The organism is Polaromonas jejuensis NBRC 106434, from assembly GCF_001598235.1.
Taxonomy (GTDB): Bacteria; Pseudomonadota; Gammaproteobacteria; order Burkholderiales; family Burkholderiaceae_C; genus Polaromonas; species Polaromonas jejuensis.
Genome location: NZ_BCYO01000024.1, coordinates 21250 through 44170, shown reverse-complemented (window position 1 = coordinate 44170; position 22921 = coordinate 21250). Strand labels below are relative to the sequence as shown.

Annotated in this window: 25 protein-coding genes and 1 pseudogene; 15 read left to right on the top strand and 11 right to left on the bottom strand. The window is 65.6% G+C overall.

What is annotated here, in order from left to right:
- Positions 1–20: 20 nt before the first annotated feature.
- Genes PJE01S_RS19825 through PJE01S_RS19805 form a run of 5 tightly spaced genes read left to right on the top strand, consistent with a single transcriptional unit; the run spans position 21 to position 5695 of the window.
- Positions 21–1946, top strand: a complete 1926-nt coding sequence (locus tag PJE01S_RS19825) for an acyl-CoA synthetase (RefSeq protein ID WP_157090399.1) — start codon at positions 21–23, stop codon at positions 1944–1946.
- Between the two features lie 44 nt (positions 1947–1990).
- Positions 1991–2986, top strand: a complete 996-nt coding sequence (locus PJE01S_RS19820) for a Bug family tripartite tricarboxylate transporter substrate binding protein (protein ID WP_068835381.1) — start codon at positions 1991–1993, stop codon at positions 2984–2986.
- A gap of 34 nt (positions 2987–3020) precedes the next feature.
- Entirely contained in the window at positions 3021–3992 is a 972-nt protein-coding gene (locus PJE01S_RS19815) for an NAD(P)H-dependent flavin oxidoreductase (RefSeq protein ID WP_068835380.1), read from the top strand.
- A gap of 20 nt (positions 3993–4012) precedes the next feature.
- Positions 4013–4762, top strand: a complete 750-nt coding sequence (locus PJE01S_RS19810) for an electron transfer flavoprotein subunit beta/FixA family protein (protein WP_068835379.1) — start codon at positions 4013–4015, stop codon at positions 4760–4762.
- Entirely contained in the window at positions 4763–5695 is a 933-nt protein-coding gene (locus PJE01S_RS19805) for an electron transfer flavoprotein subunit alpha/FixB family protein (protein WP_068835378.1), read from the top strand.
- An 85-nt stretch (positions 5696–5780) separates the two neighbouring features.
- Here the strand turns inward: PJE01S_RS19805 and PJE01S_RS19800 are convergent, their stop codons facing one another.
- From PJE01S_RS19800 to PJE01S_RS19755, 10 genes are all read right to left on the bottom strand, one after another.
- Positions 5781–6773 (bottom strand): threonine dehydratase, encoded by a 993-nt coding sequence (locus PJE01S_RS19800; protein WP_068835377.1) that lies wholly within the window; start codon positions 6771–6773, stop codon positions 5781–5783.
- Positions 6774–6853: 80 nt separating this feature from the next.
- Positions 6854–7492 (bottom strand): LysE family translocator, encoded by a 639-nt coding sequence (locus PJE01S_RS19795; RefSeq protein ID WP_068835376.1) that lies wholly within the window; start codon positions 7490–7492, stop codon positions 6854–6856.
- Positions 7493–8209, bottom strand: a complete 717-nt coding sequence (locus PJE01S_RS19790) for a VOC family protein (RefSeq protein ID WP_174548567.1) — start codon at positions 8207–8209, stop codon at positions 7493–7495.
- 12 nt (positions 8210–8221) lie between these two features.
- Positions 8222–9229 carry a PhzF family phenazine biosynthesis protein gene (locus PJE01S_RS19785; RefSeq protein ID WP_068835375.1) on the bottom strand — a complete coding sequence of 336 codons (1008 nt, stop codon included), beginning with the start codon at positions 9227–9229 and terminating at the stop codon, positions 8222–8224.
- A gap of 43 nt (positions 9230–9272) precedes the next feature.
- On the bottom strand, positions 9273–9893 hold the full coding sequence (locus PJE01S_RS19780; RefSeq protein WP_068835374.1) for a glutathione S-transferase family protein: 621 nt from the start codon (positions 9891–9893) through the stop codon (positions 9273–9275).
- Between the two features lie 3 nt (positions 9894–9896).
- Positions 9897–10535: a LysE family translocator gene (locus tag PJE01S_RS19775; protein ID WP_068835373.1), complete on the bottom strand. Its 639-nt coding sequence runs from the start codon at positions 10533–10535 to the stop codon at positions 9897–9899.
- 16 nt (positions 10536–10551) lie between these two features.
- A complete protein-coding gene (locus PJE01S_RS19770) occupies positions 10552–11766 on the bottom strand; it encodes an aminotransferase-like domain-containing protein (protein WP_068835372.1) in 1215 nt (404 codons plus the stop codon).
- Between the two features lie 54 nt (positions 11767–11820).
- On the bottom strand, positions 11821–12036 hold the full coding sequence (locus PJE01S_RS19765; RefSeq protein ID WP_068835371.1) for a hypothetical protein: 216 nt from the start codon (positions 12034–12036) through the stop codon (positions 11821–11823).
- The gene (locus tag PJE01S_RS19760; protein WP_068835370.1) at positions 12033–12959 is read right to left on the bottom strand and encodes a DMT family transporter; all 927 of its coding nucleotides are present in this window, start codon (positions 12957–12959) and stop codon (positions 12033–12035) included. The genes PJE01S_RS19765 and PJE01S_RS19760 overlap by 4 nt, the downstream gene beginning before the upstream one ends.
- Positions 12956–13567 (bottom strand): LysE family translocator, encoded by a 612-nt coding sequence (locus PJE01S_RS19755; RefSeq protein ID WP_068835369.1) that lies wholly within the window; start codon positions 13565–13567, stop codon positions 12956–12958. Before PJE01S_RS19755 ends, PJE01S_RS19760 begins: the two co-directional genes overlap by 4 nt.
- A 121-nt stretch (positions 13568–13688) precedes the next feature.
- Between PJE01S_RS19755 and PJE01S_RS19750 the strand changes: the two genes are divergently transcribed.
- The gene (locus PJE01S_RS19750; protein ID WP_068835368.1) at positions 13689–15158 is read left to right on the top strand and encodes an aminotransferase-like domain-containing protein; all 1470 of its coding nucleotides are present in this window, start codon (positions 13689–13691) and stop codon (positions 15156–15158) included.
- A gap of 242 nt (positions 15159–15400) precedes the next feature.
- Positions 15401–15817, top strand: a complete 417-nt coding sequence (locus PJE01S_RS19745) for a hypothetical protein (protein WP_068835367.1) — start codon at positions 15401–15403, stop codon at positions 15815–15817.
- Positions 15818–15971: 154 nt separating this feature from the next.
- On the opposite strand, the gene ftrA is transcribed toward PJE01S_RS19745, so the two are convergent.
- Complete coding sequence (gene ftrA / locus PJE01S_RS19740) at positions 15972–16937, bottom strand: transcriptional regulator FtrA (RefSeq protein WP_068835366.1); 966 nt, start codon at positions 16935–16937, stop codon at positions 15972–15974.
- Between the two features lie 141 nt (positions 16938–17078).
- On the opposite strand from ftrA, the gene PJE01S_RS19735 reads away from it, so the two are divergent.
- The 8 genes and pseudogenes from PJE01S_RS19735 (at position 17079) to PJE01S_RS19700 (ending at position 22863) form a co-directional block, all read left to right on the top strand.
- Positions 17079–17426, top strand: a complete 348-nt coding sequence (locus PJE01S_RS19735; RefSeq protein ID WP_068835365.1) for a DUF3088 domain-containing protein — start codon at positions 17079–17081, stop codon at positions 17424–17426.
- 127 nt (positions 17427–17553) lie between these two features.
- Positions 17554–18744, top strand: a complete 1191-nt coding sequence (gene metC / locus PJE01S_RS19730) for a cystathionine beta-lyase (protein WP_068835401.1) — start codon at positions 17554–17556, stop codon at positions 18742–18744.
- Positions 18745–18822: 78 nt separating this feature from the next.
- Positions 18823–19668, top strand: coding sequence for an ABC transporter substrate-binding protein (locus PJE01S_RS19725; RefSeq protein WP_068835364.1), 846 nt, complete (start codon positions 18823–18825; stop codon positions 19666–19668).
- A gap of 43 nt (positions 19669–19711) precedes the next feature.
- Positions 19712–20407 carry an amino acid ABC transporter permease gene (locus PJE01S_RS19720; protein WP_068835363.1) on the top strand — a complete coding sequence of 232 codons (696 nt, stop codon included), beginning with the start codon at positions 19712–19714 and terminating at the stop codon, positions 20405–20407.
- Positions 20408–21097, top strand: coding sequence for an amino acid ABC transporter permease (locus PJE01S_RS19715; RefSeq protein ID WP_068835362.1), 690 nt, complete (start codon positions 20408–20410; stop codon positions 21095–21097). It abuts the gene before it with no gap.
- Between the two features lie 4 nt (positions 21098–21101).
- Complete coding sequence (locus PJE01S_RS19710) at positions 21102–21845, top strand: amino acid ABC transporter ATP-binding protein (RefSeq protein WP_068835361.1); 744 nt, start codon at positions 21102–21104, stop codon at positions 21843–21845.
- Between the two features lie 59 nt (positions 21846–21904).
- Positions 21905–22141: pseudogene (locus PJE01S_RS24705) on the top strand (ISAzo13-like element transposase-related protein); the annotation flags it as partial.
- Entirely contained in the window at positions 22141–22863 is a 723-nt protein-coding gene (locus tag PJE01S_RS19700; RefSeq protein ID WP_068835359.1) for an alpha/beta hydrolase, read from the top strand. The pseudogene PJE01S_RS24705 and the gene PJE01S_RS19700, both read left to right, overlap by 1 nt.
- Positions 22864–22921 lie beyond the last annotated feature (58 nt).

Below are 22921 nucleotides of genomic sequence, written 5' to 3'. Positions count from 1 at the left end.
GCCCTGACTGGAGACATCGCGTGAACCCCATCCATCCCCCCTTTGCCCCCTCGTTTCCGATCCGCAGCATCGACGATGTTCGCCGCCTTGAGCAGACACCGATAGCGACGGCCCTGCCGGTGCGCAGCACCTACGAGATATTCAGCAACGCGGCCCACGCCTTTGGCAACAAGACCGCGCTGACTTTTCTGCGCAGTGGCGATCCCGATGACACGCCGATCCGCTGGTCCTATGCCCAGCTGCTGGCCGGCATCCACCAGACCGCCAACCTGCTGCATGCACTCGGCGTCGGGTCCGGGGACGCGGTGGCCGTGTTGCTGCCGGCCTGCCTCGAATACCACCTGGCGCTGTGGGGCGGCGAGGCGGCCGGCATTGTGCAGCCGCTCAACCCGCTGCTGACCGACGAAAAGCTGGTGTCGCTGATGAGCGCGGCCGGCGCCAAGGTGCTGATCGCCTGGGGCTCGGACGACGAATCCGGCATGTGGTCCAAGGCCATGCGCCTGCGCGACCAGGTGCCCACGCTCCGGGCGGTGCTGCGCGTGGCGCCGCACGATGAGCCGCCAGGCAGTGCACCTGCGCTGCCCGAAGGCGTGGCCGACTTCAACGCGCTGCGCGCAGGTGAGCCGGCCGACCGCCTCGTGAGCGGCCGCGACATCGCGCCGACCGACATCGCCGCTTACTTCCACACCGGCGGCACCACCGGCGCACCCAAGCTGGCGCGCCACAGCCATGGCGCCCAGGTCTTCACTGCCTGGGCCAGCGTGAAGCTGCAGGGGCTTCAGCACACCGACATCACCATCAACGGCTATCCGCTGTTCCATGTGGCCGGGGTCCTGCCGGCCTCGCTGGCCTCGCTGTCGGCGGGCGTCGAGGTCATCATTCCGACCACCGCCCTGATGCGCAACAAGGCGGTGATCAGCAATTACTGGCGGCTTGTCGAGAAGTACCGCCCGACCTCGCTGTCGGCCGTGCCCACGGTGCTGGCGGCGCTGGCCAATGTGCCGCTGGACGGCGCCGATATCTCGTCGATACGCTACTGCCGCACCGGCGCTGCCGTGCTGGCGCCGGAACTCGCCGCGCGCTTCGAGCGCCTGTTCGGCCTGCATGTGCATGAGAGCCTGGGCATGACCGAGATGGCCGGCATCTCGACCATCACGCCCCCCGGGGTCGTGGGGCCGGCGGGCTGCGTCGGCTTTCCCTTGCCCTATGTGCGGCTGCGCATCGTGGCGCTGGACGAGCATGGCAATGCCTCCGACCGCGACCTGGCCGCAGGCGAGCAGGGCATGGTGCTGTTCAAGTCGCCCAACCTGTTCTCGGGTTTTCTCGATCCGGCCGACAACGCCAAGGCCTTCACCGCCGATGGCTGGCTCGCCACCGGCGACCTGGGCTGGCTTGATGACCAGGGCCGGCTCAACCTCACGGGCCGCTCCAAGGATCTGATCATCCGCAGCGGCCACAACATCGACCCCAAGGTGATAGAGGACGCCCTGGGCGCCCATCCGGCGGTGCAGCTGTGTGCGGCCGTGGGTGCGCCCGATGCCTATGCCGGCGAGTTGCCGGTGGTCTTCGCGACCCTGGTGCCCGGGGCCTCGGCCAGCGAGGAGGAGTTGCTCGCGTTCACCGCCGCGCGCGTTGACGAAGCGCCTGCCAGGCCCAAGTCGGTGGTCATCATCGAACATATGCCCATGACCAACGTCGGCAAGATCTACAAGCCCGAGCTGCGCGCGCTGGCCGCACGCAAGGTGGCCGATGCGCTGGTGGACGAAGCCTGCGCCGCGCTGGGCCTGCCTGCCGCGGCACGCCCGCAGGTGCAGGCCGACGGCGAGAGCGCGCTCAAGGTCGTCATCGACGCGGCCGCTGCCGGGACGCTGGCAGCGCAGTTGCAGGCGCAACTGCAGCAGGTGCTAGGGCGCCTGCCGTTCAAGGCGCAGGTGATCCTGCAGTAGCCCCATCCCCCTCATATTTTGAAAACCCGAACAGGAGACACACCATGAACTCCAGATTCCTGGACCGCCGCGCGTGGCTTTGCGCCGCAGCCTCAGTCGTCGCGTTGTGCGCCGGGACCGCCACCCAGGCCCAGACCTACCCGAGCAAGCCTATCAAGATGGTGGTGCCCTTCGCCGCCGGCGGTGCAACCGACGTGCTGGCGCGCGTGATCGGCCAGAAGATGGCGGCCAGCATGGGGCAGCCCGTCATCATCGACAACAAGCCGGGCGCGGCCGGCATCATTGGCACCGACGCGGTCGCCAAGGCGGCCCCGGACGGCCACACCATGGTGCTGTCGCTGAGCAACTCGCTGCTCACCAACCAGTTCCTGTATGAGAAGCTGCCCTACGATCCGCAGCGCGACCTGACGCTGGTCTACCAGATCGCCACGGCGCCGCTGGTGCTGGTGGTGCACCCGAGCGTGCCGGTCAAGACCGCTCCCGAACTGCTGAAGTACGTGAGCGCCAACAAGGGCAAGCTGGCCTATGGCTCCTACGGCATTGGCGCTTATCCGCACTTGGCCGGCGCGCACATGAGCCTGACGCAGCAGGCCGACATGAGCCATGTCGCCTACAAGGGCGAGGCGCCGATGATGCAGGACCTGATAGGCGGCCAGATCCAGATGGCCTATGCCAGTGCGCTACAGGCCAAGCCGCACATCGAGGCCGGCAAGGTCAAGGCCATCGGCGTGACCGGCGAACGCCGCATGAACACCTTGCCCAACGTACCGACGCTGGTCGAGCAGGGGCTGAAGGACGAGGCCTACCGCGTGACCGGCTGGCTGGCCATTGCGGTCCCCGCCAAGACACCCAAGCCCATCGTGGACCGCATCGCCGAGGAAGTGCGCAAGGCCACGCAGCAGGCCGATGTGCAGCAGAAAATCGCAGCGATGGGTTTCGAGATCAAGGACAGCTCGCCCGAGGCCTTTGCCGCGGCCTACAAGCTGGAGCGCCCGGTGTGGGAGCGCCTGATCAAGCAGTCGGGCGCCAAGCTCGAGTGAGCTGGGGCCGCTCAACAACCTCTGGAAACAAAGCATGAAAACCCGTATCACAGAATTGCTCGGCATCCGCTACCCCATCATCCAGGGCGGCATGCAATGGGTCGGTCTGGCCGAACTGGCCGCGGCGGTCTCCAACGCCGGCGGCCTGGGGCTGCTGACGGCGCTGACGCAGCAGACGCCCGACGATTTGCGGCGCGAGATCGAGCGCACGCGCGCCATGACCGACCGCCCCTTCGGCGTGAACCTGACCATCCTGCCGGCCGTGAAACCGCCGCCGTATGCCGAGTACGTGCATGCCATCATCGACAGCGGCATCAAGATCGTCGAGACCGCGGGCAACAGCCCCAGGGACTTCATCGACCAGTTCAAGACCCATGGCGTGAAGATCGTGCACAAGTGCACCACGGTGCGGCATGCACTGTCGGCCGAGCGCAATGGCGTCGATGCGGTCTCTATCGACGGCTTCGAATGCGCGGGCCATCCCGGTGAAGACGATGTGCCGGGGCTGGTGCTGCTGCCGATCGCGGCACGTGCGCTCACGATTCCCATCATCGCCTCGGGCGGCATCGCCGACGGCCGCGGCATGGCGGCCGCGCTGGCGCTAGGCGCCGAGGGCATCAACATGGGCACGCGCTTTTGCGTGACGCAGGAGGCGCCCATCCACTACAACATCAAGCAGGCGCTGGTCGCGGCCTCCGAGCGCGACACCAAGCTGATGTTCCGCACCATGAAGAACACGGCGCGCGTGTTCAGGAACGCCATTTCGGAAGAGGTGGTGGCGATGGAAAACCGCCCGGGCGGCTGCCAGTTCGAGGACATCCGACCGCTGGTGGCGGGGGTGCGCGGGCGCGCCGCGCTGCAGGCCGGCGAGGTCAACGGAGGCGTCGTTTCAGCCGGCCTGTGCATAGGCCTGATCGACGATGTGCCGACCTGCGCCGAACTGATCGCGCGCATGGTTCGCGAATGCCGCGAACACCTGGACCGGGCTCGCGCCTGGTGTGATTGAGCAATATTGAAAGGTTTGTCATGAAAATCCTCGTCCCCGTCAAACGTGTAGTCGATTTCAACGTCAAGGTCCGCGTCAAGTCCGACGGCACTGGCGTCGACATCGCCAACGTCAAGATGAGCATGAACCCCTTCGACGAGATCGCCGTCGAAGAGGCCACCCGCCTGAAGGAAAAGGGTGTGGCCACCGAGGTCATCGCGGTCAGCTGCGGCGTCGCCCAGTGCCAGGAAACCCTGCGCACCGCCATGGCCATAGGCGCCGACCGCGCCCTCCTGGTCGAGACCGCCGAAGAACTGCAGCCCCTGGCCGTGGCCAAGCTGCTCAAGGCCCTGGTCGACAAGGAAGCCCCCCAGCTGGTGATCCTGGGCAAGCAGGCCATCGACGACGACTGCAACCAGACCGGCCAGATGCTGGCCGCCCTGCTGGGCTGGCCCCAGGCCACCTTCGCCTCCAGGGTCGAAGTCGAGGGCGGCCAGGCCCGGGTCACCCGCGAGGTCGACGGCGGCCTGGAAACCCTGGCGCTCACGCTGCCGGCCATCATCACCACCGACCTGCGCCTCAACGAGCCGCGCTATGTGACGCTGCCCAACATCATGAAGGCCAAGAAAAAGCAGCTCGACCGCTTCTTGCCCGAGGACCTGGGCGTGGACGTCAAGCCCCGCCTCAAGACCCTCAAGGTCAGCGAGCCGCCCAAGCGCAGCGCCGGCGTCAAGGTCGCCGATGTGGCCGCCCTGGTGGACAAACTCAAAAACGAAGCGAAGGTGATCTAAATGACCGCACTTGTAATTGCCGAACACGACAACCATTCCATCAAGCCCGCCACCCTCAACACCGTGACCGCCGCCGCCCAATGTGGCGGCGAGGTCCATGTGCTGGTGGCCGGCCAGGGCGCCGAAGCCGCGGCCCAGGCCGCCAGCCAGATCACCGGCGTGGCCAAGGTCATCCATGTCGAGGGCGAGCATTTCGCCCATGGCCTGGCCGAAAACATGGCCGCCCAGGTGCTGGCCATGGCGCAAAACTACAGCCACATCCTGTTCCCCGCCACCGCCTCGGGCAAGAACATCGCCCCCCGCGTGGCTGCCCTGCTGGATGTGGCGCAGATCTCCGACATCACCAAGGTCGATGCGGTGGACACCTTCGAGCGCCCGATTTACGCCGGCAACGCCATTGCCATCGTGCAAAGCCTGGACGACAAGAAAGTCATCACCGTGCGCACCACCGGCTTTGATGCGGCGGCGGCCAGCGGTGGCGCCGCCACCGTGGAGACCCTGGCCGGTGTGGCCGACAGCGGCAGGTCCAGCTTTGTCGGCAGCGAGATCGCCAAGAGCGACCGCCCGGAGCTGACCGCCGCCAAGATCATCGTCTCCGGCGGCCGCGCCCTGGGCTCGGCCGAGAAGTTCAACGAAATCATGACGCCGCTGGCCGACAAGCTGGGCGCCGCGCTGGGCGCCAGCCGGGCCGCCGTCGATGCCGGCTACGCGCCCAACGACTGGCAGGTGGGCCAGACCGGCAAGATCGTCGCGCCCCAGCTCTACATTGCCTGCGGCATCTCGGGCGCCATCCAGCACCTGGCCGGCATGAAGGACTCCAAGGTCATCGTGGCGATCAACAAGGACCCCGAGGCACCGATCTTCAGCGTGGCCGACTATGGCCTGGAGGCGGACCTGTTTACCGCCGTGCCGGAACTGGTGGCGGCGCTGTAAGCCACTGGCGGGTTGAGCGTTCAGCGAAAAATGCCAACGCTCAATTAGGGCCTGTTCGCACTTGCAAAAATAGTGTGAACGGGCCCTAGGCTGCGCTGAGCACGTCGGCGAGCACGGCCGCATCCACATTGCCGCCGCTGAGCGTCAGGCCGACCTTCAGTCCCGCCAGCCGGGCACGTTCCTGCATGGCGGCGGCGAAACTGGCGGCGCCAGCGCCTTCGGCCACGTTGTGGGTGTCGGCATAGAGGTCGCGCATGGCCTGGGCAATTTCGTTGTCAGTGACTTTCACGATGCGCTCCAGATGCGGCAGCAGGATGTTCAGGGCGCTCTGGTCCGCGATGCGGCAGGCCATGCCGTCGGCCAGCCGGGTGGTCACGGGGGCCTCCACCACAAGGCCGGTGGCCAGCGAATCGGCGTAGGTGGTGGCATGTGCACTGACCACGCCGACGACGCGCAGGCTGCGCTTCAAGGCCAGCTTGGCGGCAATCGCCGCGCAGGCGCCCGAGCCCTGGCCAATCGGCACGTACACCACATCGAGCTCGGGCACGGCCCGCATGAACTCCCACCAGTAGGTGGCCACGCCGCGCAGCAGATCGGTGTGAAAGCTAGGCACCATGTGCGCGCCGCGCTCGGCGGCCAGGCGGATGGCGAACTCGCGGCTTTCCTGGAAGTCGTTGCCGTGCTCGATCAGCGTCACACCCAGGGCGCGCATGGCGGCATTTTTTTCCAGCGAATTGCCCTGCGGAACCACGATGGTGCAGGCCACGCCATGGGCGCGTGCCGCCCAGCCTATGCTCTGGCCATGGTTGCCGCGCGTGGCGCTGATGACTTCCTGGGGCAGCTGGCCGGCTTGCTGGAGCGCCTCAAAGTAGGTCAGCCCGCCGCGTATCTTGAAGGCGCCGACCGGCGTGTGGTTCTCGTGCTTGATCCAGCAGTCGGTGCCCAGGCGCTGGCTGGACAGGCCCCAGCGGTATTGCGGCGTGGCCTGGAATTCGCGGTAGACGACGCGGGCGGCGGCCTCAATGTCTTCCAGGCCTGGCAAACCAGCGCCAGGTTCACTGCGCAAAACAGCGTTCATTGGCCCCCACGCTTGTCGCTTCGCGTAATGCGCTGCCCCCCGAGGGGGCTGAACTTGCTCGGGGCGGCCCTTCGCGGCGTTCATGCCGCCGCCCGCTTCTCGGTCAGCAGGCGCAGCGCCAGCAGGCCCAGCACCGTCCCCATCACATAGCGCTGCACGCGCATCCAGCTGATGTTGCGGTTCAGGAAACCGGCAATGGCCGCTGCAAAGCAGATCAGGATGGTGTTCACGCCGGTGCTCACGCCAATCTGCACGGCGCCCAAAGTCAGGCTTTGCAGCAGCAACTCGCCGCGCTCCGGATGCAGGAACTGCGGGAAAAAAGACAGGTAAAACATCGCCACCTTGGGATTGAGCAGATTGGTCATCAAGCCCATGAGGAACAGCGTGCGTGGCGGGTCGTGCGGCAGCTCCCTCGTCTCAAATGGGGCTAGTCCGCCCGGCTTGACGGCCTGCCAGGCCAGCCACAGCAGGTAAGCCGCGCCTGCCATCTTGATGGTGTCAAACGCCAGCGGCACGGCCAGCAGCAGCGCGGTCAGGCCGAACGAGGCCGCCAGCAAATGCACCACAAAGCCCAGCACCACGCCGCCCAGTGACACCAGCCCGGCGCCGCGGCCCTGGCACAGGGTGCGCGAGATGCAGTAAATCATGTTGGGGCCGGGCGTGAGCACCAGCACCAGGGCGGCGAGTGCAAAGAAGGCGAGTTCCTGAAACGTCAACATCTAGATTCCCCTTGATTCAAGCGTGAGCAGGCCGCGCGGCGTTTGCAGCGTGGCGATGAGATTGGGCGGGCCCTGCATGACTTCCACATCCGTCAGCCCGATCGCCGCGTAAGCGGCGCGCAGCACCTCGGGCCGCGGGTGCTGTGCCTGCAGCGCCTGCAGGGTGATGCCCGAAGGTGCCATGCCGGGCGTCGGGTGCACCGCGCCCCACTGGATCAGCGTGGGCAGCGTGCCGTAAAAAAGCCGCTGGCCATCATGGCGCACGGTGATCTGCCATTCCAGCAGGCCTTGCGGCGTCATGCGAGAGGCTGGCAGCACCTCACCCCGCTCCAGCCCGAGGCGGGCCAGGGCACGCACGCCGGCCTGCGCCTGCGTGGTGCTGGCGACAAAGTGCGCCAGTTGCGGTCCGTTCTTGTCCAGCCGCAGCTGCAATTCCCGGTCATCCATGTCAAACCAGCGCTTTGCGCCCTCGGCACGGGCGCAGGGTGCTCCTGAATGAATAGCAATTATTTCAAGATAGGTCCGCGGGAACAAGGCTGACGTCACCGGGACGAGACGGTTGTGCGTGCCCATCAGCCCATGTTCGCCGCCCGGCCCGGGCGTGATGCCCAGCAGGTCTTCGCACCACTGCACGCCCTCGGCCAGGCTGGCCGCGACCACCACCAGGTGATCGACCTGCGAAGCCAGGGGCCCTGAGGCGGATGCGGCGGTTTTCATGGGCATTCCCGCTTAAAGCGTGACCTGGCCGGTGATGCAGGTCACCGATTCACCGCCCACCCATACCTGGCCCGACGCGTCGCGCTCCAGGTACACCTGCCCCGCGCGGCCCAGGCAAACGCCTTGTGACGCGGTATAGCGCTCGGGCATGTGGCCTTCGGCCATCAGCCATTGGGCCAGGCTGGCATTGAGGCTGCCGGTCACCGGGTCTTCGTTGACGCCTATCGGTGCCGCAAATCCGCGCACTTCCAGGTCAGGCGCAGCGCTTGCTGTAGTGGCAAGCGCGGGGGCTAATTCCGTCGAAGGGCCGCCCCGAGGCGGAATAGCCCCCTCGGGGGGCAGCGCAGCGCGCGTAGCGGCAGGCGTGGGGGCCATAAATGTGCGTGCTTCGCGATTGGCCCGGGCGATCAGGGCTGGCGTTTCCTGGGCTTCATAGACGGCCGCAACGCCGACCTTGGCATCCAGCTTGACGAGTTCCGCATGGTTGGGCGCCAGCTGCAGCACGGTCTCGGGGCTGTCCAGCAGCAGGCCCAGCCAGAGCGGTCCGTTGTCCAGCAGTTGCGCCGCCACGATTTGCGTGGCTTTCAGTCCGAGGGCGGCCGCAACCTGGGCCAGCCGCACGGGGCTGGGCGCCGAGCGCTTGAGCGGCGGGGCGGCAAATGCCAGGCGCTGGGTGCCGGGTTCGCGGCGAATTTTGACCAGGCCCACCTGGCATTCCTGCACGATGAAGTCCTTGCCCTGCGGCTGGCCGCCCGCCTGCAGCCAGCTGTGGCAACTGCCCAGCGTCGGGTGGCCGGCAAAAGGCAGTTCGCCGCCGGGCGTGAAGATGCGCACGCGGTAGTCGGCGGACGGATCTGTGGGCGGCAGCAAAAAAGTGGTTTCCGACAGATTGGTCCAGCTGGCAAAGCGCCGCATGGCGGCATCGTCCAGCGCGCTGCCGTCCAGCACAACGGCCAGCGGGTTGCCGAAATAAGGGGTTGCGGTGAACACGTCAACTTGCTTGAAAGGGCGTTGTTTCATCGGTCTTCTCTCTGTTGTCTGGTGTTTTTGTGTGTGCTCGGGCTCAGGATAGCGGCAGGTCCAGCACGCCGCGCGTGGCCGGGCGCGCCAGAATCGCCTGGTACCAGCGGTCCAGGTGCGGACGTGCAGGCCGTGGCTGGGGCAGGCCAAACCAGCGATGCATTTCGCATGCCAGCGGAATGTCGGCCATGCCGAATTGCTCGCCTCCCACAAAAGGGTAGCGCGCCAGGTGCGCATCCAGCATGGCCAGCAACGGTTCGGTGGCGGCGTTGGACTGCGCGATGAGTTCGGGCCTGCGCTGCTCGGCCGGTGTGCGGATCCACTGAATGAAGGCGTTTCGTCCCGCAGGGTTGAAGGTGGTCTGCTGCCAGTCCATCCATTGTTCGGCGGTAAAGCGCTCCGGCAGCGTGAGCGGATACAGGTGGCCCGGGGAATGCCTGGCGCACAAGTAGCGCACGATCACGTTGGATTCCCACAAAACCAGTTCACCGTCTTCAATCATGGGCACCAGGGCGTTCGGGTTCTTGCGCAGGTAGTCGGGCTCCTTCACGATGCCGAACTGGCGCCCGGCATCCGTGCGCTGCACCTCAAGATCCAGCTCCTTGGCGGCCCAGACGACCTTGCGAACATTGATGGAGCTGATGCGCCCCCAGATATGCAGCATGTTTCAGATTCCTTTGGCGGGCCGGTCGAGAAAAAGAAGCCGCAGCGCCAGTCCTATCATGACAAAGGCCAGCAGCCCGTGCTGGAATTTTTCAGCGCCTGGCCGTGCCTGCAGGCGGCGGCCGATCTCGCCGCTGAAGGCGCCGAGCAGGGTGTTGAATACCAGTGCCATGGCGGCCAGCGTGACACCGAGCGCCAGCAGCTGCAGCGTGACATGGCCGTGTGACGGATTGACGAACTGCGGCAGGAACACCATGAAAAAAAGCAACGCCTTTGGGTTCACCAGGTTGTTCAGCAGCGCCATGCGCACAATGCGCGGGAATGCCATGGGCCGGGCCTGCCCGTTGCTGCGCGTTGGGGCCGGACGCATGGCCTGCCAGGCCAGCCACAGCAGGTAGATGGCGCCCGCATAGCGCAGCACATCGAAGGACGGCGGCCAGGCCGCGACCAGCGCGGTGACCCCGGTGGCGGCACACAGCGTATGGACCAGGTCCGCCGCAGAGATGCCTAGCGCCGCCGCGAACCCGCCGCGCACCCCGTGCGCCACGCCATGGGAGAGCACGAAGGCCATGTTGGGCCCGGGCGACAGGAACAGCGCCAGCACCGCCAGCAAAAACAGCGAGAAGGTAGCCGGGTCAATCATGGTGCGCTCCGTGCTGTCAGGCCGCCGGCAGTGCAACCGGGTCGCGCTCGGCCTGCACGTGCGCGGTGCCGGGCAACTGTTCGCGTATCGCTGCCGCCAGTGCGGCAATGCCGATATTGATCTGCTCCACGCTGGAGGTCACGAATGACAGCCGCAAGGTGCGTGCGTCGGCCTTATCGGCGTAAAACGCCCAGCCGGGCACAAAGGCCACATTGCGCTCCACCGCCTTGGGCAGCAGGTCGATGGCGTTCATGCCCTCGGGCAGGCGCGCCCACAAAAACATGCCGCCGGCCGGGGTGTTCCAGGTCACGCCCTCGGGCATCTCGCGTTGCATGGCGGCCAGCATGGCGTCGCGCTGCGACTTGTAGAGCGCGCGTATGGTCGGCACATGGCGGCCCAGGAAGCCGTCCTTCATCACCTCGGCCACCATGCGCTGGTTAAAACCGGGGCTGTGCAGATCGGCCGCCTGCTTGGCCTGCAGCAGCTTGGGGTAGAGCGACTTGGGCGCCACCATGAAGCCCAGCCGCAAACCGGGCGCCAGCACCTTGGAAAACGATCCCAGGTAGACGCAGCCTTCCGGGTTGCGCGCGGTGAGGGGCCGCGGCGGCGCTTCGTCAAACCACAGATCACCATAGGGGTTGTCTTCGACGATGGGCAGGCCCAGCCGTGCGGCTTCGGCGCTCAGCGCGGCGCGGCGCTGCTCGGTCATGGTGCGGCCGGTGGGGTTCTGGAAATTGGGCAGCACGTAAAAGAAGCGCGCGCCCGCCGCCTTGCTTTGAAGATCGGCAATGTCCACGCCTTCGCCGTCGCTGGCCACGCTCACGATGTCGGGTTCCATGGGCGTGAAGGCCTGCAGCGCGCCCAGGTAGGTCGGCGTTTCCACCAGCACGCGGCTGCCGGCGTCGATCAGGATCTTGGCGATCAAATCCAGGCCCTGCTGCGAACCGGTGGTGATCAGCACCTGGGCCGGATCGACCTTCCACGGCAGCATGGCGGCCACCATTTCGCGCAGCGGCGCATAGCCTTCGCTGGCCGCGTACTGCAGCGCGGCATGGCCGTCTTCGTGCAGCACCTTGTCACAGGCCTCGCGAAAGGCGCTGACCGGAAAGGTCTTGGGCGAGGGCAGGCCGCCGGCAAAGCTGATGATGCCGGGCTTCTCGGTGACCTTGAGGATCTCGCGGATCACCGAGGGGTTCATTTTTTTGGCGCGCTGCGCCTGGGTCCATTCCATTTCACTCTCCTCATTGCGGGCCGTAAAAAACGACCCAGGTCACAAAATATTCCGTCAAGTTTTCAAAGTGGTGCGCCGCCCTTCGGCCACAAAGAAAAAAGTCTCGCCCGCTCCGGCTTCAAGGCGCTGGCCATTGATGATCTCACCTTGCCGGGCAGGCACAAAATACCGCTCGTCCTGCGTGTGCGGCTGCTGCCCGCCATCGTCCAGCTTGGTGCGCGCAATCGCCGAACAGCCGGACGTGCCAAACGGGATGTTGCGCAGGCTCACAAGGCCTCCCGCAACCTGGGGACATTGACCGGCATTTTCTTGCCGATGAACACGGTGGCGATCACCGCCAGGCCAAAACCCACGGTCACGGCATCCAGGCGCTCGCCCAGCAGCGGCACGGCAAACAGCATGGACAAAAACGGCTGCACCAGCTGCACCTGGCTGACGCGTACCGTGCCGCCCAGCGCCAGGCCGTGGTACCAGGCAAAAAAGCCCAGCCACATAGAGAACACCGCCACATAGGCAAAGCCCCACCAGGCCGTGGCCTTGAGCGCAGCGGCGGGCCAGGTGAAGAGGGCGAGCGGCAAGGTCAGCGGCAGCGAGATCACCAGCGCCCAGCAAATCACATGCTCGGCGCGCATGCGCTGCGAAAGCCGCGCGCCGTAGCCGTAACCTACGGCCGCACACAGGCAGGCAGCCAGCAGCAACAGGTCGGCAAAATTGATAGCCAAGCCGCTGCCCGAGTGCAGCATGGCAAACGCCACCACCAGCGCACTGCCCAGTGCGGCGCACCCCCAGAAGCCGGCGGACGGGCGCTGGCGGTGCAGCAGTGCACCCACGGCGGCGGTGGCCAGCGGCAGCACGCCCACGATCACGCTGGCGTGCACGGCCTCCACATAGCGCATGGCGATGGACGTGAACAGCGGAAAGCCGAACACCACACCGCCGGCAGTGATGGCCAGCGGCCGCCAGTCCTGGCGCCGCGGCAAGGGCGCGCGCGTGGCGAGCAGAAATACGGCCGACAGGCCCGCGGCCACGACGGCCCGGCCCAGCGCAATGAAGACGCCCGACATTTGCGGCGCCTCGGGCGTGCCCACCGCCAGCCGCGTCATTGGCAGCGTGACCGAGAAGATTACGATGCCCAGCAGGCCCAGCCACATTCCCCTGTCGCTCTTGTTGATTTGATGCTGTGCGTTGTTCATATAAAGAGCATCCAGGCGGCCGTGACCACCAGCACCAGCGCCATGGCGCGGTTGAACCAGACCAGCCGCCTTCCCGTGCCCGCGGGGCCGGCGAGCCACTCGCGCAGCAATGAGCCCGCCAGCGCATAGCAGAGGTTGCTGACAAAGGCAAAAGCCAGCATGACGGGCAGCACCACGGCAAGGCGCGAGCCCGGCTCGCTGCGCCCGGCAATCCAGCCGCTCACGATCGCCAGCGCCAGCATCCAGGCCTTGATGTTGACAAACTGCAGCGCCGCGCCCTGCCAGAAGCTCACGTTCAGGCGCGCCGCATCGGCTTCGCTGAGCTGGCGTGACTGGGAAATTTTCCAGGCCAGCCACAGCAGGTAGGCCACGCCGATGACCTTGACGGCCCAGCTCAGCAGCGGCACGGCCAGCACCAGCGCGCCCAGGCCCAGCGCGCACACCAAAAGCAACACGCTCCAGCCCACCGGCACGGCACAGACAAAGGGCAGCGCGCGCCTGAAGCCGTGGTTGGCCGCCAGCGCCGTGGACAGGGTGGTGTTGGGCCCGGGCGTGAAGCTCATGGCCGTGGCCAGGATCAGCAAAGTCGTAAATTCTTGCCAGTTCATGGCAATCGACTTTATAGTTGAAGCCAGCACACTGCCAATACAGTTAAGGGTACAAATTCCCAAACTGTATTGCTCGCCTTGTCAGCACACACCGCCTCGCCAGGGGCACGAAGGTCACGCCATGTTGATGAAAACCGCCTCGCAATCCCTGACCGAGCAACTCTGCGCGCGCTTTGCCGAGCGCATTCGCAGCCGCCTCCTGGGCCCGGGCGCGCGCCTGCCCTCGGTGCGGCTGTGCGCCGAGCAGCAGGGCGTGAGTGTGTCCACGGTGGTCGCCGCCTACGACCAGTTGCAGGCGCAGGGCCTGGTGGTGGCACGCAAGAATCGCGGTTTTTTTGTCCGCGATGCAGCGCTGAATATGGCTCTTGCACCCGCCAATAAAGCGCTTCAAGCTACTAAAAACATAGCTAGTGCGGCGCTGGACGCAGGCCCTGACGGCCTTGCACCCTGGATGTCAACGCGGCAGGCGCCGGTGGGGGCCACCACCCTGATTCGCGGCATGTTCCACAAGGTCAGCAACAAGCCGCAGCCCGGCATGGGCGTGTTTCCGCCGGACTGGCTGGAAACCAGCTTCATGCCCGCGGCGGTGCGCAAGGTCACCAGCGTCAGCGCGCTCAGGGAGTTTTCGCTGCAGTACGGCGAGCCCATGGGCGACAGCGGCCTGCGCCGCGCCCTGTCGCAAAAGCTGAGCGCGCTCAATGTGCACGCGGTGCCCGAGCAGATCATCACCACCGTAGGCGCCACCCATGCGCTGGACATCATCAGCCGCACCCTGCTGCGGCCCGGCGACTGCGTGATGGTGGAAGAGCCTGGCTGGGCGGTGGAGTTTGCCCGGCTCGATGCCCTGGGTATGCGCATCCTGCCGGTGCCGCGCCGCGCCGATGGGCCCGACCTGGAGGTGATGGCGCAGTACTGCGAGATTCATAGCCCCAAGCTGTTTGTCAGCGTCAGCGTTTTCCACAACCCGACCGGCTACTGCCTCACGCCCGGCAGCGCCCACCGCGTGCTGCAGCTGGCCAACCAGCACAACTTCCACATTGCCGAGGACGACACCTACAGCCACCTGGCGCCCGAGCACGCCACGCGCCTGTGCGCGCTCGACGGCCTGCAGCGCACCATCTACGTGAGCGGCTTTGCCAAGATCCTGGCGCCCGGCTGGCGCATCGGCTTCATGGCCGCGCCGCCCGACCTGGTCGAACGCCTGCTCGACACCAAGCTGCTGGCCACCCTGACCACGCCCGCCCTGCTGGAAAAAGCGCTGGCCTGGTGCATAGACCAGGGCCAGCTGCGTCGCCACGCCGAACGCATACGCACCCGCCTCGACGCCGCGCGCGCGCGCAGCGTCAGGCTGGCGCTGGCGCATGGCTGCACGTTTGCGGCGGAGCCGGCGGGCCTGTTTGGCTGGGTGGAGACCGGCGTGGACACCGACACCCTGGCGCAGCGCATGCTGGACGAGGGCTACCTGATCGCCCCCGGCGCGCTGTTTCACGCGGTGCGCAAGCCCAGCACCCTGATGCGCATCAACTTCGCGACCACGCAGGAGGCGGCGTTCTGGAAGGTGTTTGCGCGGCTGCGCGATGGGGTGAAGTAGCCCGGGCTTGTTTGGCCCGAATATGTGAGTGTTTTGGTCGCTATCCAAATGAATGCGGTAATTTCTTGCTATCGAATTGGTAGCGAATTAGGGCTCGGCAAGAGCGGCCCCCACTTATAGTGCAGGTAAGCAGTCGTTCCAGCGGACCGCTTAAGTTAAGCCAGGTCAAACATCAGGCGGTGGATGGTTGGGCCGTGTGGCCGCCCGCTCAGAGCCGGTTCTTGTTCACAGGAGACGTCAAAATGAAGTGGCCCCTTGTCTTCAAACTCTCACTCTTCGGCCTGGCCATGGGGCTCTTGACCGTATTCGTCATTCCGTCAAACGCAGAGCCCTTCTTTTGGCTGGCAATCTTTGTTCTCTGCGCCTACATCATCGCCAGGCGCTGCTCAAGCAGGCACTTCATTCACGGTTTGTCTGTCAGCCTCTTGAACAGCGTCTGGATCACAGCGGCACACGTGATCTTCTTCGCGCCATACATGTCCAGCCACGCCAAAGAAGCAGCAATGCTGGCGTCAATGCCGCTGCCCGACTCACCTCGCTTGATGATGGTGATGATGGGTCCCCTCATCGGCCTTGCTTCTGGCATTGTGCTTGGACTCTTCGCACTCATCGCCAGCAAGTTCGTCAAGCCAGGCGCGGCGGCCCCAGGCAAGCCGTGATCAAACGCCGTCATCAAAAACGGCTTGACAAAAGAGTCCTCATAGAAGCGGTCATTCATGATCTAGTCAATACATCAGCATGCGATTGGTGGAGTCGCATAGCGCTCGCCCGCTGACTCGATCAGAAGCGCTGAGCCGCTTGCCGCGCCGGCGCCTATGCGCGGAACCGTTTGCGGTAGCCGCCGGGGCTGGTGCCGAGCCGGCTGCGGAAATGGCCGCGCAGCGTGGCGGCGTCGCCAAACCCGACCTGAACGGCGATGTCGTCCATGCTGGCATCGGTCTCTTCGAGCAGTGTTTTGGCCGCGGCCACGCGCTGCGTCAGCAGCCACTCGCCCGGCGGCATGCCCATTGCGCTGACGAAGTGGCGCTGAAAGGTGCGGGCGCTGGTGGCGGTCTGCTGGGCCATTTTGGCGATGGGCCAGTCCTTGCCTAGATTGGCGCGCACGGCATCCAGCAGCGGCGCCAGCGAGGCGCTGGCGCGCCGGGAGACGGGCTCTTCGATGTACTGCGCCTGTCCGCCCTCGCGGTGCGGGGGCATCACCAGGCGCCGTGCCACCTGGTTCGTCACGCGCGGGCCCAGGTCGCGGCGGATCAGGTGCAGGCACAGGTCGATGCCGGCCGCGCTGCCGGCCGACGTGAGGATGGAGCCCGCATCGACATACAGCACGTCGGCCTGCACCTGCACCTTCGGGTAGCGGGCCGCCAGCGCCGGGGCATGGCGCCAGTGCGTGGTGGCGCGCCTGCCGTCGAGCAGGCCTGCCGACGCCAGCACGAACGCACCCGTGCAGATGGACAGGATGCGTGCGCCGCGTGCATGGGCCTGGCGCAAGGCTTCGCACAGTGGCTCGGGGACGGGCGCTTCGATGCCGCGCCATCCGGGGACGATGATGGTGCGAGCCCGGGCGAGCAGTTCCAGGCCCTCGGCGGGCTGGATCTGGATGCCGCCTGGGCCGCGCAGCACGCCGGGTTCGGCCGCGCAGGCGGCAAAGCGGTACCAGCGATCGCCCAGTTCGGGCCGCGGCAGGCCGAAGACTTCGACGGCGCAGCCATATTCGAACAGGCTCAGGCCGTCATAGACGATGACGGCCACCAGTCCAGGGTCGGTGCGGGTGGATTCCATATTGGCATGATTATTACGTAAGTTGTCATTCGTGCCACTCGTCCGCCCCGCACGTACTTCCTACCATCTCAACCACGATGCACCCGCCCCAGGTGGTCGCATCGCCCCATCCGTTGAACCTCCTACCCAAGGAAAGCACCCATGCGAAAAGACCAACTGTTCATGCTCAAGCCCGGATTTTTCAAGGAGTCCGAAGGCCCGTTCTACTGCGGCGACTCGGTGGCCGTGGAGGGGCTGCTGAGCTTCTGCCCGCAGCTGCGCAACGAGGTCGATGTGCACTACATCGACGCGCCGCGCCCGCGCGCGGCCATCGTCGCGCTCATCGGCGAGGACAACCAGTCCGCGCCCGTGCTGGTGCTGGGCAGTGAACGGGTCCCGGTCGACGCCGGCGTGGCGATCCGCACGCACAAGCAGGCCCGCTTCATCGACGCGCCCGACCAGATCCGGCGCTACCTGTCCTCGCAATACGGCGTGGCGCACGCGAGCTGATCGCCCTCCCATCGTTGTGAACAGGCCCTCCGGGGCACGGCCTCGGCCGTGCCGTGTCCATGCTTGCCACGGAGGGCCCCGCATTGATGAACGTACCCCGCAACCCCACTCACCAGAGCCAATGCCCATGTCGCAACACGCCGTTCATACCGAGACCCTGCTCGCCCACAGTGGCCGGGCACAAAAAAAGGCCGGAGGCACGGTCAATACCCCGGTCTATCGCGCCTCCACGCTGTTGTTTCCCACGGTGGATGCCTTGCGCTCCGCCTATGGGACGCACCATACCTATGGCCGGCATGGCAACCCGACCACGCGTGCGCTGGAATCGGCGCTGTGTGAACTGGAGGGTGCACACGGGGCCATGCTCACGCCCAGCGGCCTGTCCGCGCTGACATGCGCCCTGCTGGCCACACTCCAGCCGGGCGATCACCTGTTGATGACCGATTCGGTCTACGACCCGACCCGGGCCTTTTGCGACGGTGCGCTCAAGCGCCTGGGTGTAGCGACCACTTATTACGATCCGACGATAGGCGATGGCATTCGCGCCCTCATGCGGCCCAATACCAAGCTCGTCTTCGTCGAATCGCCCGGCTCCCTCACCTTCGAGATGCAGGACATTCCGGCCATCAGCCAGGTCGCCCACGAACATGGCGCATGGGTGATGCTCGACAACACCTGGGGCACACCGATCCATTTCGCTTCGTTCAGGCATGGGGTCGATGTGTCGGTGCATGCTGCCACCAAATACATCGTCGGGCACTCGGATGTGCTGATGGGGGTCATCCTCACCACCGAGGCGCTGTATCCCCGCATCCGCGGTTTTTACAAACAGTTGGGCCTGACCGTGAGCCCCGACGATGCGTATCTCGCGCTACGTGGCCTGCGCACGCTGTCGGTGCGGCTGGAGCGCCATCAACACAATGCCCGGCAGGTGGCGCAGTGGCTCGCCGCCCAGCCCGAAGTGGAGCAGGTGCTGTACCCGGCCCTGCCCGATGCGCCCGGCCATGCCCTCTGGAAGCGCGATTTCACCGGGGCCTGTGGCCTGTTCGCGGTGCAGCTTCGGTCGATGGCAGAGCAGGCCGTGACCGCCATGCTCGACGACATGCGCCTGTTCGGCATGGGCTTCAGCTGGGGCGGCTTCGAGAGCCTGATTCTGCTTACCCATCCCGGCAACGACCGCACCGCCAAGCCGTGGCAGGGACGTGGCCCGCTGTTGCGGCTGCATGTCGGCCTGGAGAACCCCGAGGACCTGATCGCCGACCTCAAGGCCGGATTCGACCGGATGCGCAGCGAGCCTTCTTCAGTCGGCACCACTTAGGGCGTGCCGTGCGGGGTGAGTGAAGGCGCCGCAAGCCCACCGCCCTTTTCTTTTTCGATAACTACTAGGAGACAAAGCATGAAAAAGCATCCAACCCTTAAGCGCGCTTGTGCACTGGCACTGGCCGCCCTGCTGGCGGCGGCAAGCTTGCCGGCTGCGGCCGACCAGATGGCCGACATCAAGAGCAAGGGCGAACTCGTGTGCGGCGTGCTCGGCACCGACGAGCCCTTCAGCTTCATCAAGGACCCGGCGAACCGCGAGATCGTCGGCTACGACGTGGACATCTGCCATGCCGTGGCCAAGAGCCTGGGCGTCAAGCCCGTGCTGCGCCAGTTGGCCGGTGCGGCGCGCATACCCGAATTGCAGCAGGGTCGCGTCGACCTGCTGGCGGCATCCCTCACCCATAACCGCGAACGCGAGGCGCAGATCGATTTCTCGCTGTCCGTCTTCGTCACCGGCCAGAAGGTGATGGTCAAGAAGTCCAGCGGCGTCACGCAGCTTGGACAGCTGGCCGACAAGAAGGTGATGACCATGAAGGGCTCCACCATGGAGCTGAATACCAAGAAGGCATTGCCGACGGCGCAGATCGTGTCCTTCGACAGCTCGCCACAGGCCTTCCTGGCGCTGCAGCAGGGCAAGGGGGTGGGCTATGTCAACGATGAAACCTCGCTGGTCAACAATTTTTCCAAGCTGGGCAGCGCCGCCAAGGACTATGTGATCCTGCCGGAAAGCATTTCGGTCGAGCATCTGGCCCTTGGCATCAAGAAGGGCGAGCCAGCCTGGCGCGAGCAGGTCAACAAGGTGCTGCGCGAGCTGGAGGCATCCGGGGATGCCGAGAAGCTGTTCATGAAGTGGTTCGGCCCGACCACCAACATGGGCTTTACCGCCCGGACCTTCAGGATCGAGAGCGACAAGATCGATTGATATCACCGCAACGCCCGGCTCGCGCCGGGCGAGGTGACAGGCCATGAATGCATTCAATCTTCCCCTGCTTTTGTCGGGCCAGTACCAAGAATGGCTCCTCAACGGTTTGCTGCTGTCGATCCAGCTCGCCTTGGTGGCACTGGCCTTCGCGCTGCCGCTGGCCATGCTCATCGCCGTGCTGCGGATTTCGCCGGTCGCGCCGCTGCGCGGCGCCGCCGTGGCGTATGTCGAAGCTGTGCGCAATGTGCCCCTGCTGGCGCACATGCTGTTCTGGTACTTTGGCGCGCCGGAGCTGCTGCCGGAGTCGGCCAAGGCCTGGCTCTACGAAGGCAACGTGGAGGCGACCAGCGCCGTGATCGCGCTGGTGCTCTACACGGCTGCCTATATGTCGGAAGACCTCCGCAGCGGCCTGCGCTCGATTCCGAAGGAGCAGATGGAGGCCAGCCGTGCGCTGGGTTTCGGCTTTCTCGCATCGATGCGGCTGGTCATCCTGCCGCAATCGCTGCGCATCACGGTGCCGCCGCTGATCGGCCAGACGCTGAACCTGTGGAAGAACACCAGCATCGCCATGGTGATCGGCGTCGGCGAGCTGATGTACCAGGCCCAACAGGTGGAAAGCGCCACGTTCCGCTGGCACGAGGCCTTCACCTTCGCCACGGCGGGCTATCTGGGCATCTCGCTGCTCATCACGCTGCTGTCGAGCTGGTACCAGCATGCCTACCCGGTAAGGAGCACCTGAATGTTTGAGATCCTGCAAACCTACGGGGTGTTCTACCTGATCGGTCAGTATCCCAAGGGCCCGCTCGGTGGGCTGGTGCTGACGCTGCTGCTGGCGGCCCTGGCGCTGGTGCTCGCCCTGCCGGTGGGCCTGCTGCTGGCGCTGTGCCGCATCAGCCCGTTTCGCGTGCTGCGCTGGCCGGCCACGGCGCTGGTCTATGTGGTGCGCGGAACGCCGCTGCTGATGGTGATTTTCTGGGCCTACTTCCTGCTGCCTTCGTTGACGGGCCACAAGACCGATCAGTTCAACACCATGCTGACGGCGCTGGTCATCTTCGATGGTGCCTATCTGGCCGAGATCATCCGCTCTGGAGTCCAGAGCCTGCCACGCGGGCAGATGGAGAGTGCGCGCTCGCTGGGGTTTTCCTACCTGCACGCGATGGGGCTGGTGGTCCTGCCGCAGGCGCTACGCAACATGCTGCCGTCCCTGGTGAATCAATTTGTCTCGACCATCAAGGAGACCTCGCTGGGCTACATCGTCAGCCTGTCGGAGGTCTCGTTCGTGGCCGGGCAGATCAGCACCCGCTTGATGACCAAACCGATCGAGGTGTATTTGCTGCTGGGCCTGACCTATTTCGTGATGTGCTTTTCCCTGTCGCGTTGCGCCTTCTGGCTCGAACGCCGGCTGGGCTCCCGTACTGTGAAGGTGTAAGACCATGATCACCCTGGAAAATGTGAACAAGTGGTACGGGGACTACCAAGCCCTCGATGACGTCAGCGCAACCGTGGCCAAGGGCGAGGTGGTGGTCGTGTGCGGGCCATCCGGCTCGGGCAAATCGACCATGATCCGCACGCTCAACCGGCTCGAGCCCATCCAAAGCGGGCGCATCCTGATCGACGGCCAGGACATCCATGCCCGCGGCGCCTGCGTGGACACGCTCAGGAGCCGCATCGGCTTCGTGTTCCAGCAGTTCAACCTGTTCCCGCACCTGAGCGTGCTGCAGAACTGCACGCTCGCTCCGACGCGTCTGCTCAAGCAAAGCAAGGCGCTGGCGCGCGAGCGCGCGCTGGCGCTGCTCGACCGTGTCGGCCTGGCGCACAAGGCCGAGGCGTATCCCGCGCAGCTCTCCGGGGGGCAGCAGCAGCGCGTGGCGATCGCGCGCGCCCTGGCCATGAACCCGCCGGTGATGCTGTTCGATGAGCCGACCTCGGCGCTCGATCCCGAGATGGTGGGCGAGGTGCTGCAGGCCATGAAGGGGCTGGCGCGCGACGGCATGACGATGGTGTGCGTGACCCACGAGATGGGGTTTGCGCGCGAGGTCGCGGACTGGGTCGTTTTCATGGACCAGGGCAAGGTGCTCGAACGCGCCAAGCCGGAGAGCTTCTTCAGCCGGCCCGAGCATCCGCGCGCGCAGCGTTTCCTGGCGGATATCCGCGCGCCCTGGGCGGTTTTGGCATGAAGGCGGGGGCACGGCATGGTGATCGAGCACAAGCCGCGTGTCCGCCTGGGCTAGCATGGGGCCGCCAGCGCTATCCCAAAGCCAAGCAGTTGGTGATCACCGCCGACGGTGGCGGCAGCAATGGGCATCGCGTGCGCCTCTGGAAGCTGGAACTGAGTCGGCTCGCCCAAGAGACGGGCTTGGACATTCGGGTCTGTCACTTCCCGCCTGGCACCAGCAAGTGGAACAAGATCGAGCACCGCTTGTTCTCGTTCATCACCATGAACTGGCGTGGGCGAGCACTGGTCAGTCATGAGTGGCGGCCGCAACGCCTGCCAATGCGGTCAAACCGAGCATCGTTCTCGTGCACGGAGGGTTCGTGGACGGGTCGGGTTGGGAAGGCGTCCACAAGATCCTGAAAAAGGATGGCTACGAAGTGACCATCGTCCAGAATCCAACGATTTCGCTTGCCGACGACGTGGCTGTCACCAAGCGCGCGATTGCGGCACAGCCCGGCCCCGTTGTCCTGGTCGGGCATTCCTACGGCGGTGTCGTGATCACGGAGGCGGGGAATCACGACAAGGTCGCGGGCCTGGTCTACATCGCCGCGTTCGCTCCCGACAAAGGCGAGTCCGTCAGCACGCTGACCAAGGATCCGCAACCTGGTGCTACGGTGCCTCCAATCTTGCCTCCGCAAGACGGCTTCCTGCTGCTCGACAAGTCGAAGTTTGCCGCCTCGTTCGCCGCAGATGTGAATCGTGACACCGCTGCGTTCATGGCCAACTCGCAAGTGCCTTGGGGCGTCGATGCACTCGGCGGAGCGGTCTCTGATCCGGCGTGGAAGTCAAAGCCGAGTTGGTACCTGGTAGCTACCGACGACAAGATGGTTCCGCCGCCAGCGCAACGCCTCATGTTCAAGCGTGCCGGTGCTGCCGTCGTGGAAACCGGAGGTAGCCACGCGGTCTATGTGTCAAAACCGAAAGCCGTAGCCGAGTTAATCAAACAGGCCGCCTCGAACGTGAAGGTCGCAGCCAAATAGGCTACTGCGTGAGCGGTGTGAGCGCTGCCCGCCGAGCTATCGGGCGGGCAGCGTTTGC

Bases quoted from the DNA above. Each gene is read 5' to 3' on its own strand.
- PJE01S_RS19755 (WP_068835369.1), bottom strand. From the start codon at position 13,567: ATGAACTGGCAAGAATTTACGACTTTGCTGATCCTGGCCACGGCCATG.
- PJE01S_RS19820 (WP_068835381.1), top strand. From the start codon at position 1,991: ATGAACTCCAGATTCCTGGACCGCCGCGCGTGGCTTTGCGCCGCAGCC.
- PJE01S_RS19800 (WP_068835377.1), bottom strand. From the start codon at position 6,773: ATGAACGCTGTTTTGCGCAGTGAACCTGGCGCTGGTTTGCCAGGCCTG.
- metC (WP_068835401.1), top strand. From the start codon at position 17,554: ATGTCGCAACACGCCGTTCATACCGAGACCCTGCTCGCCCACAGTGGC.
- PJE01S_RS19770 (WP_068835372.1), bottom strand. From the start codon at position 11,766: ATGGAATGGACCCAGGCGCAGCGCGCCAAAAAAATGAACCCCTCGGTG.
- PJE01S_RS19810 (WP_068835379.1), top strand. From the start codon at position 4,013: ATGAAAATCCTCGTCCCCGTCAAACGTGTAGTCGATTTCAACGTCAAG.
- PJE01S_RS19795 (WP_068835376.1), bottom strand. From the start codon at position 7,492: ATGTTGACGTTTCAGGAACTCGCCTTCTTTGCACTCGCCGCCCTGGTG.
- PJE01S_RS19790 (WP_174548567.1), bottom strand. From the start codon at position 8,209: ATGAAAACCGCCGCATCCGCCTCAGGGCCCCTGGCTTCGCAGGTCGAT.
- PJE01S_RS19725 (WP_068835364.1), top strand. From the start codon at position 18,823: ATGAAAAAGCATCCAACCCTTAAGCGCGCTTGTGCACTGGCACTGGCC.
- PJE01S_RS19735 (WP_068835365.1), top strand. From the start codon at position 17,079: ATGCGAAAAGACCAACTGTTCATGCTCAAGCCCGGATTTTTCAAGGAG.
- PJE01S_RS19805 (WP_068835378.1), top strand. From the start codon at position 4,763: ATGACCGCACTTGTAATTGCCGAACACGACAACCATTCCATCAAGCCC.
- PJE01S_RS19780 (WP_068835374.1), bottom strand. From the start codon at position 9,893: ATGCTGCATATCTGGGGGCGCATCAGCTCCATCAATGTTCGCAAGGTC.
- PJE01S_RS19715 (WP_068835362.1), top strand. From the start codon at position 20,408: ATGTTTGAGATCCTGCAAACCTACGGGGTGTTCTACCTGATCGGTCAG.
- PJE01S_RS19760 (WP_068835370.1), bottom strand. From the start codon at position 12,959: ATGAACAACGCACAGCATCAAATCAACAAGAGCGACAGGGGAATGTGG.
- PJE01S_RS19815 (WP_068835380.1), top strand. From the start codon at position 3,021: ATGAAAACCCGTATCACAGAATTGCTCGGCATCCGCTACCCCATCATC.
- PJE01S_RS19775 (WP_068835373.1), bottom strand. From the start codon at position 10,535: ATGATTGACCCGGCTACCTTCTCGCTGTTTTTGCTGGCGGTGCTGGCG.
- PJE01S_RS19745 (WP_068835367.1), top strand. From the start codon at position 15,401: ATGAAGTGGCCCCTTGTCTTCAAACTCTCACTCTTCGGCCTGGCCATG.
- PJE01S_RS19710 (WP_068835361.1), top strand. From the start codon at position 21,102: ATGATCACCCTGGAAAATGTGAACAAGTGGTACGGGGACTACCAAGCC.
- PJE01S_RS19720 (WP_068835363.1), top strand. From the start codon at position 19,712: ATGAATGCATTCAATCTTCCCCTGCTTTTGTCGGGCCAGTACCAAGAA.
- ftrA (WP_068835366.1), bottom strand. From the start codon at position 16,937: ATGGAATCCACCCGCACCGACCCTGGACTGGTGGCCGTCATCGTCTAT.
- PJE01S_RS19785 (WP_068835375.1), bottom strand. From the start codon at position 9,229: ATGAAACAACGCCCTTTCAAGCAAGTTGACGTGTTCACCGCAACCCCT.
- PJE01S_RS19750 (WP_068835368.1), top strand. From the start codon at position 13,689: ATGTTGATGAAAACCGCCTCGCAATCCCTGACCGAGCAACTCTGCGCG.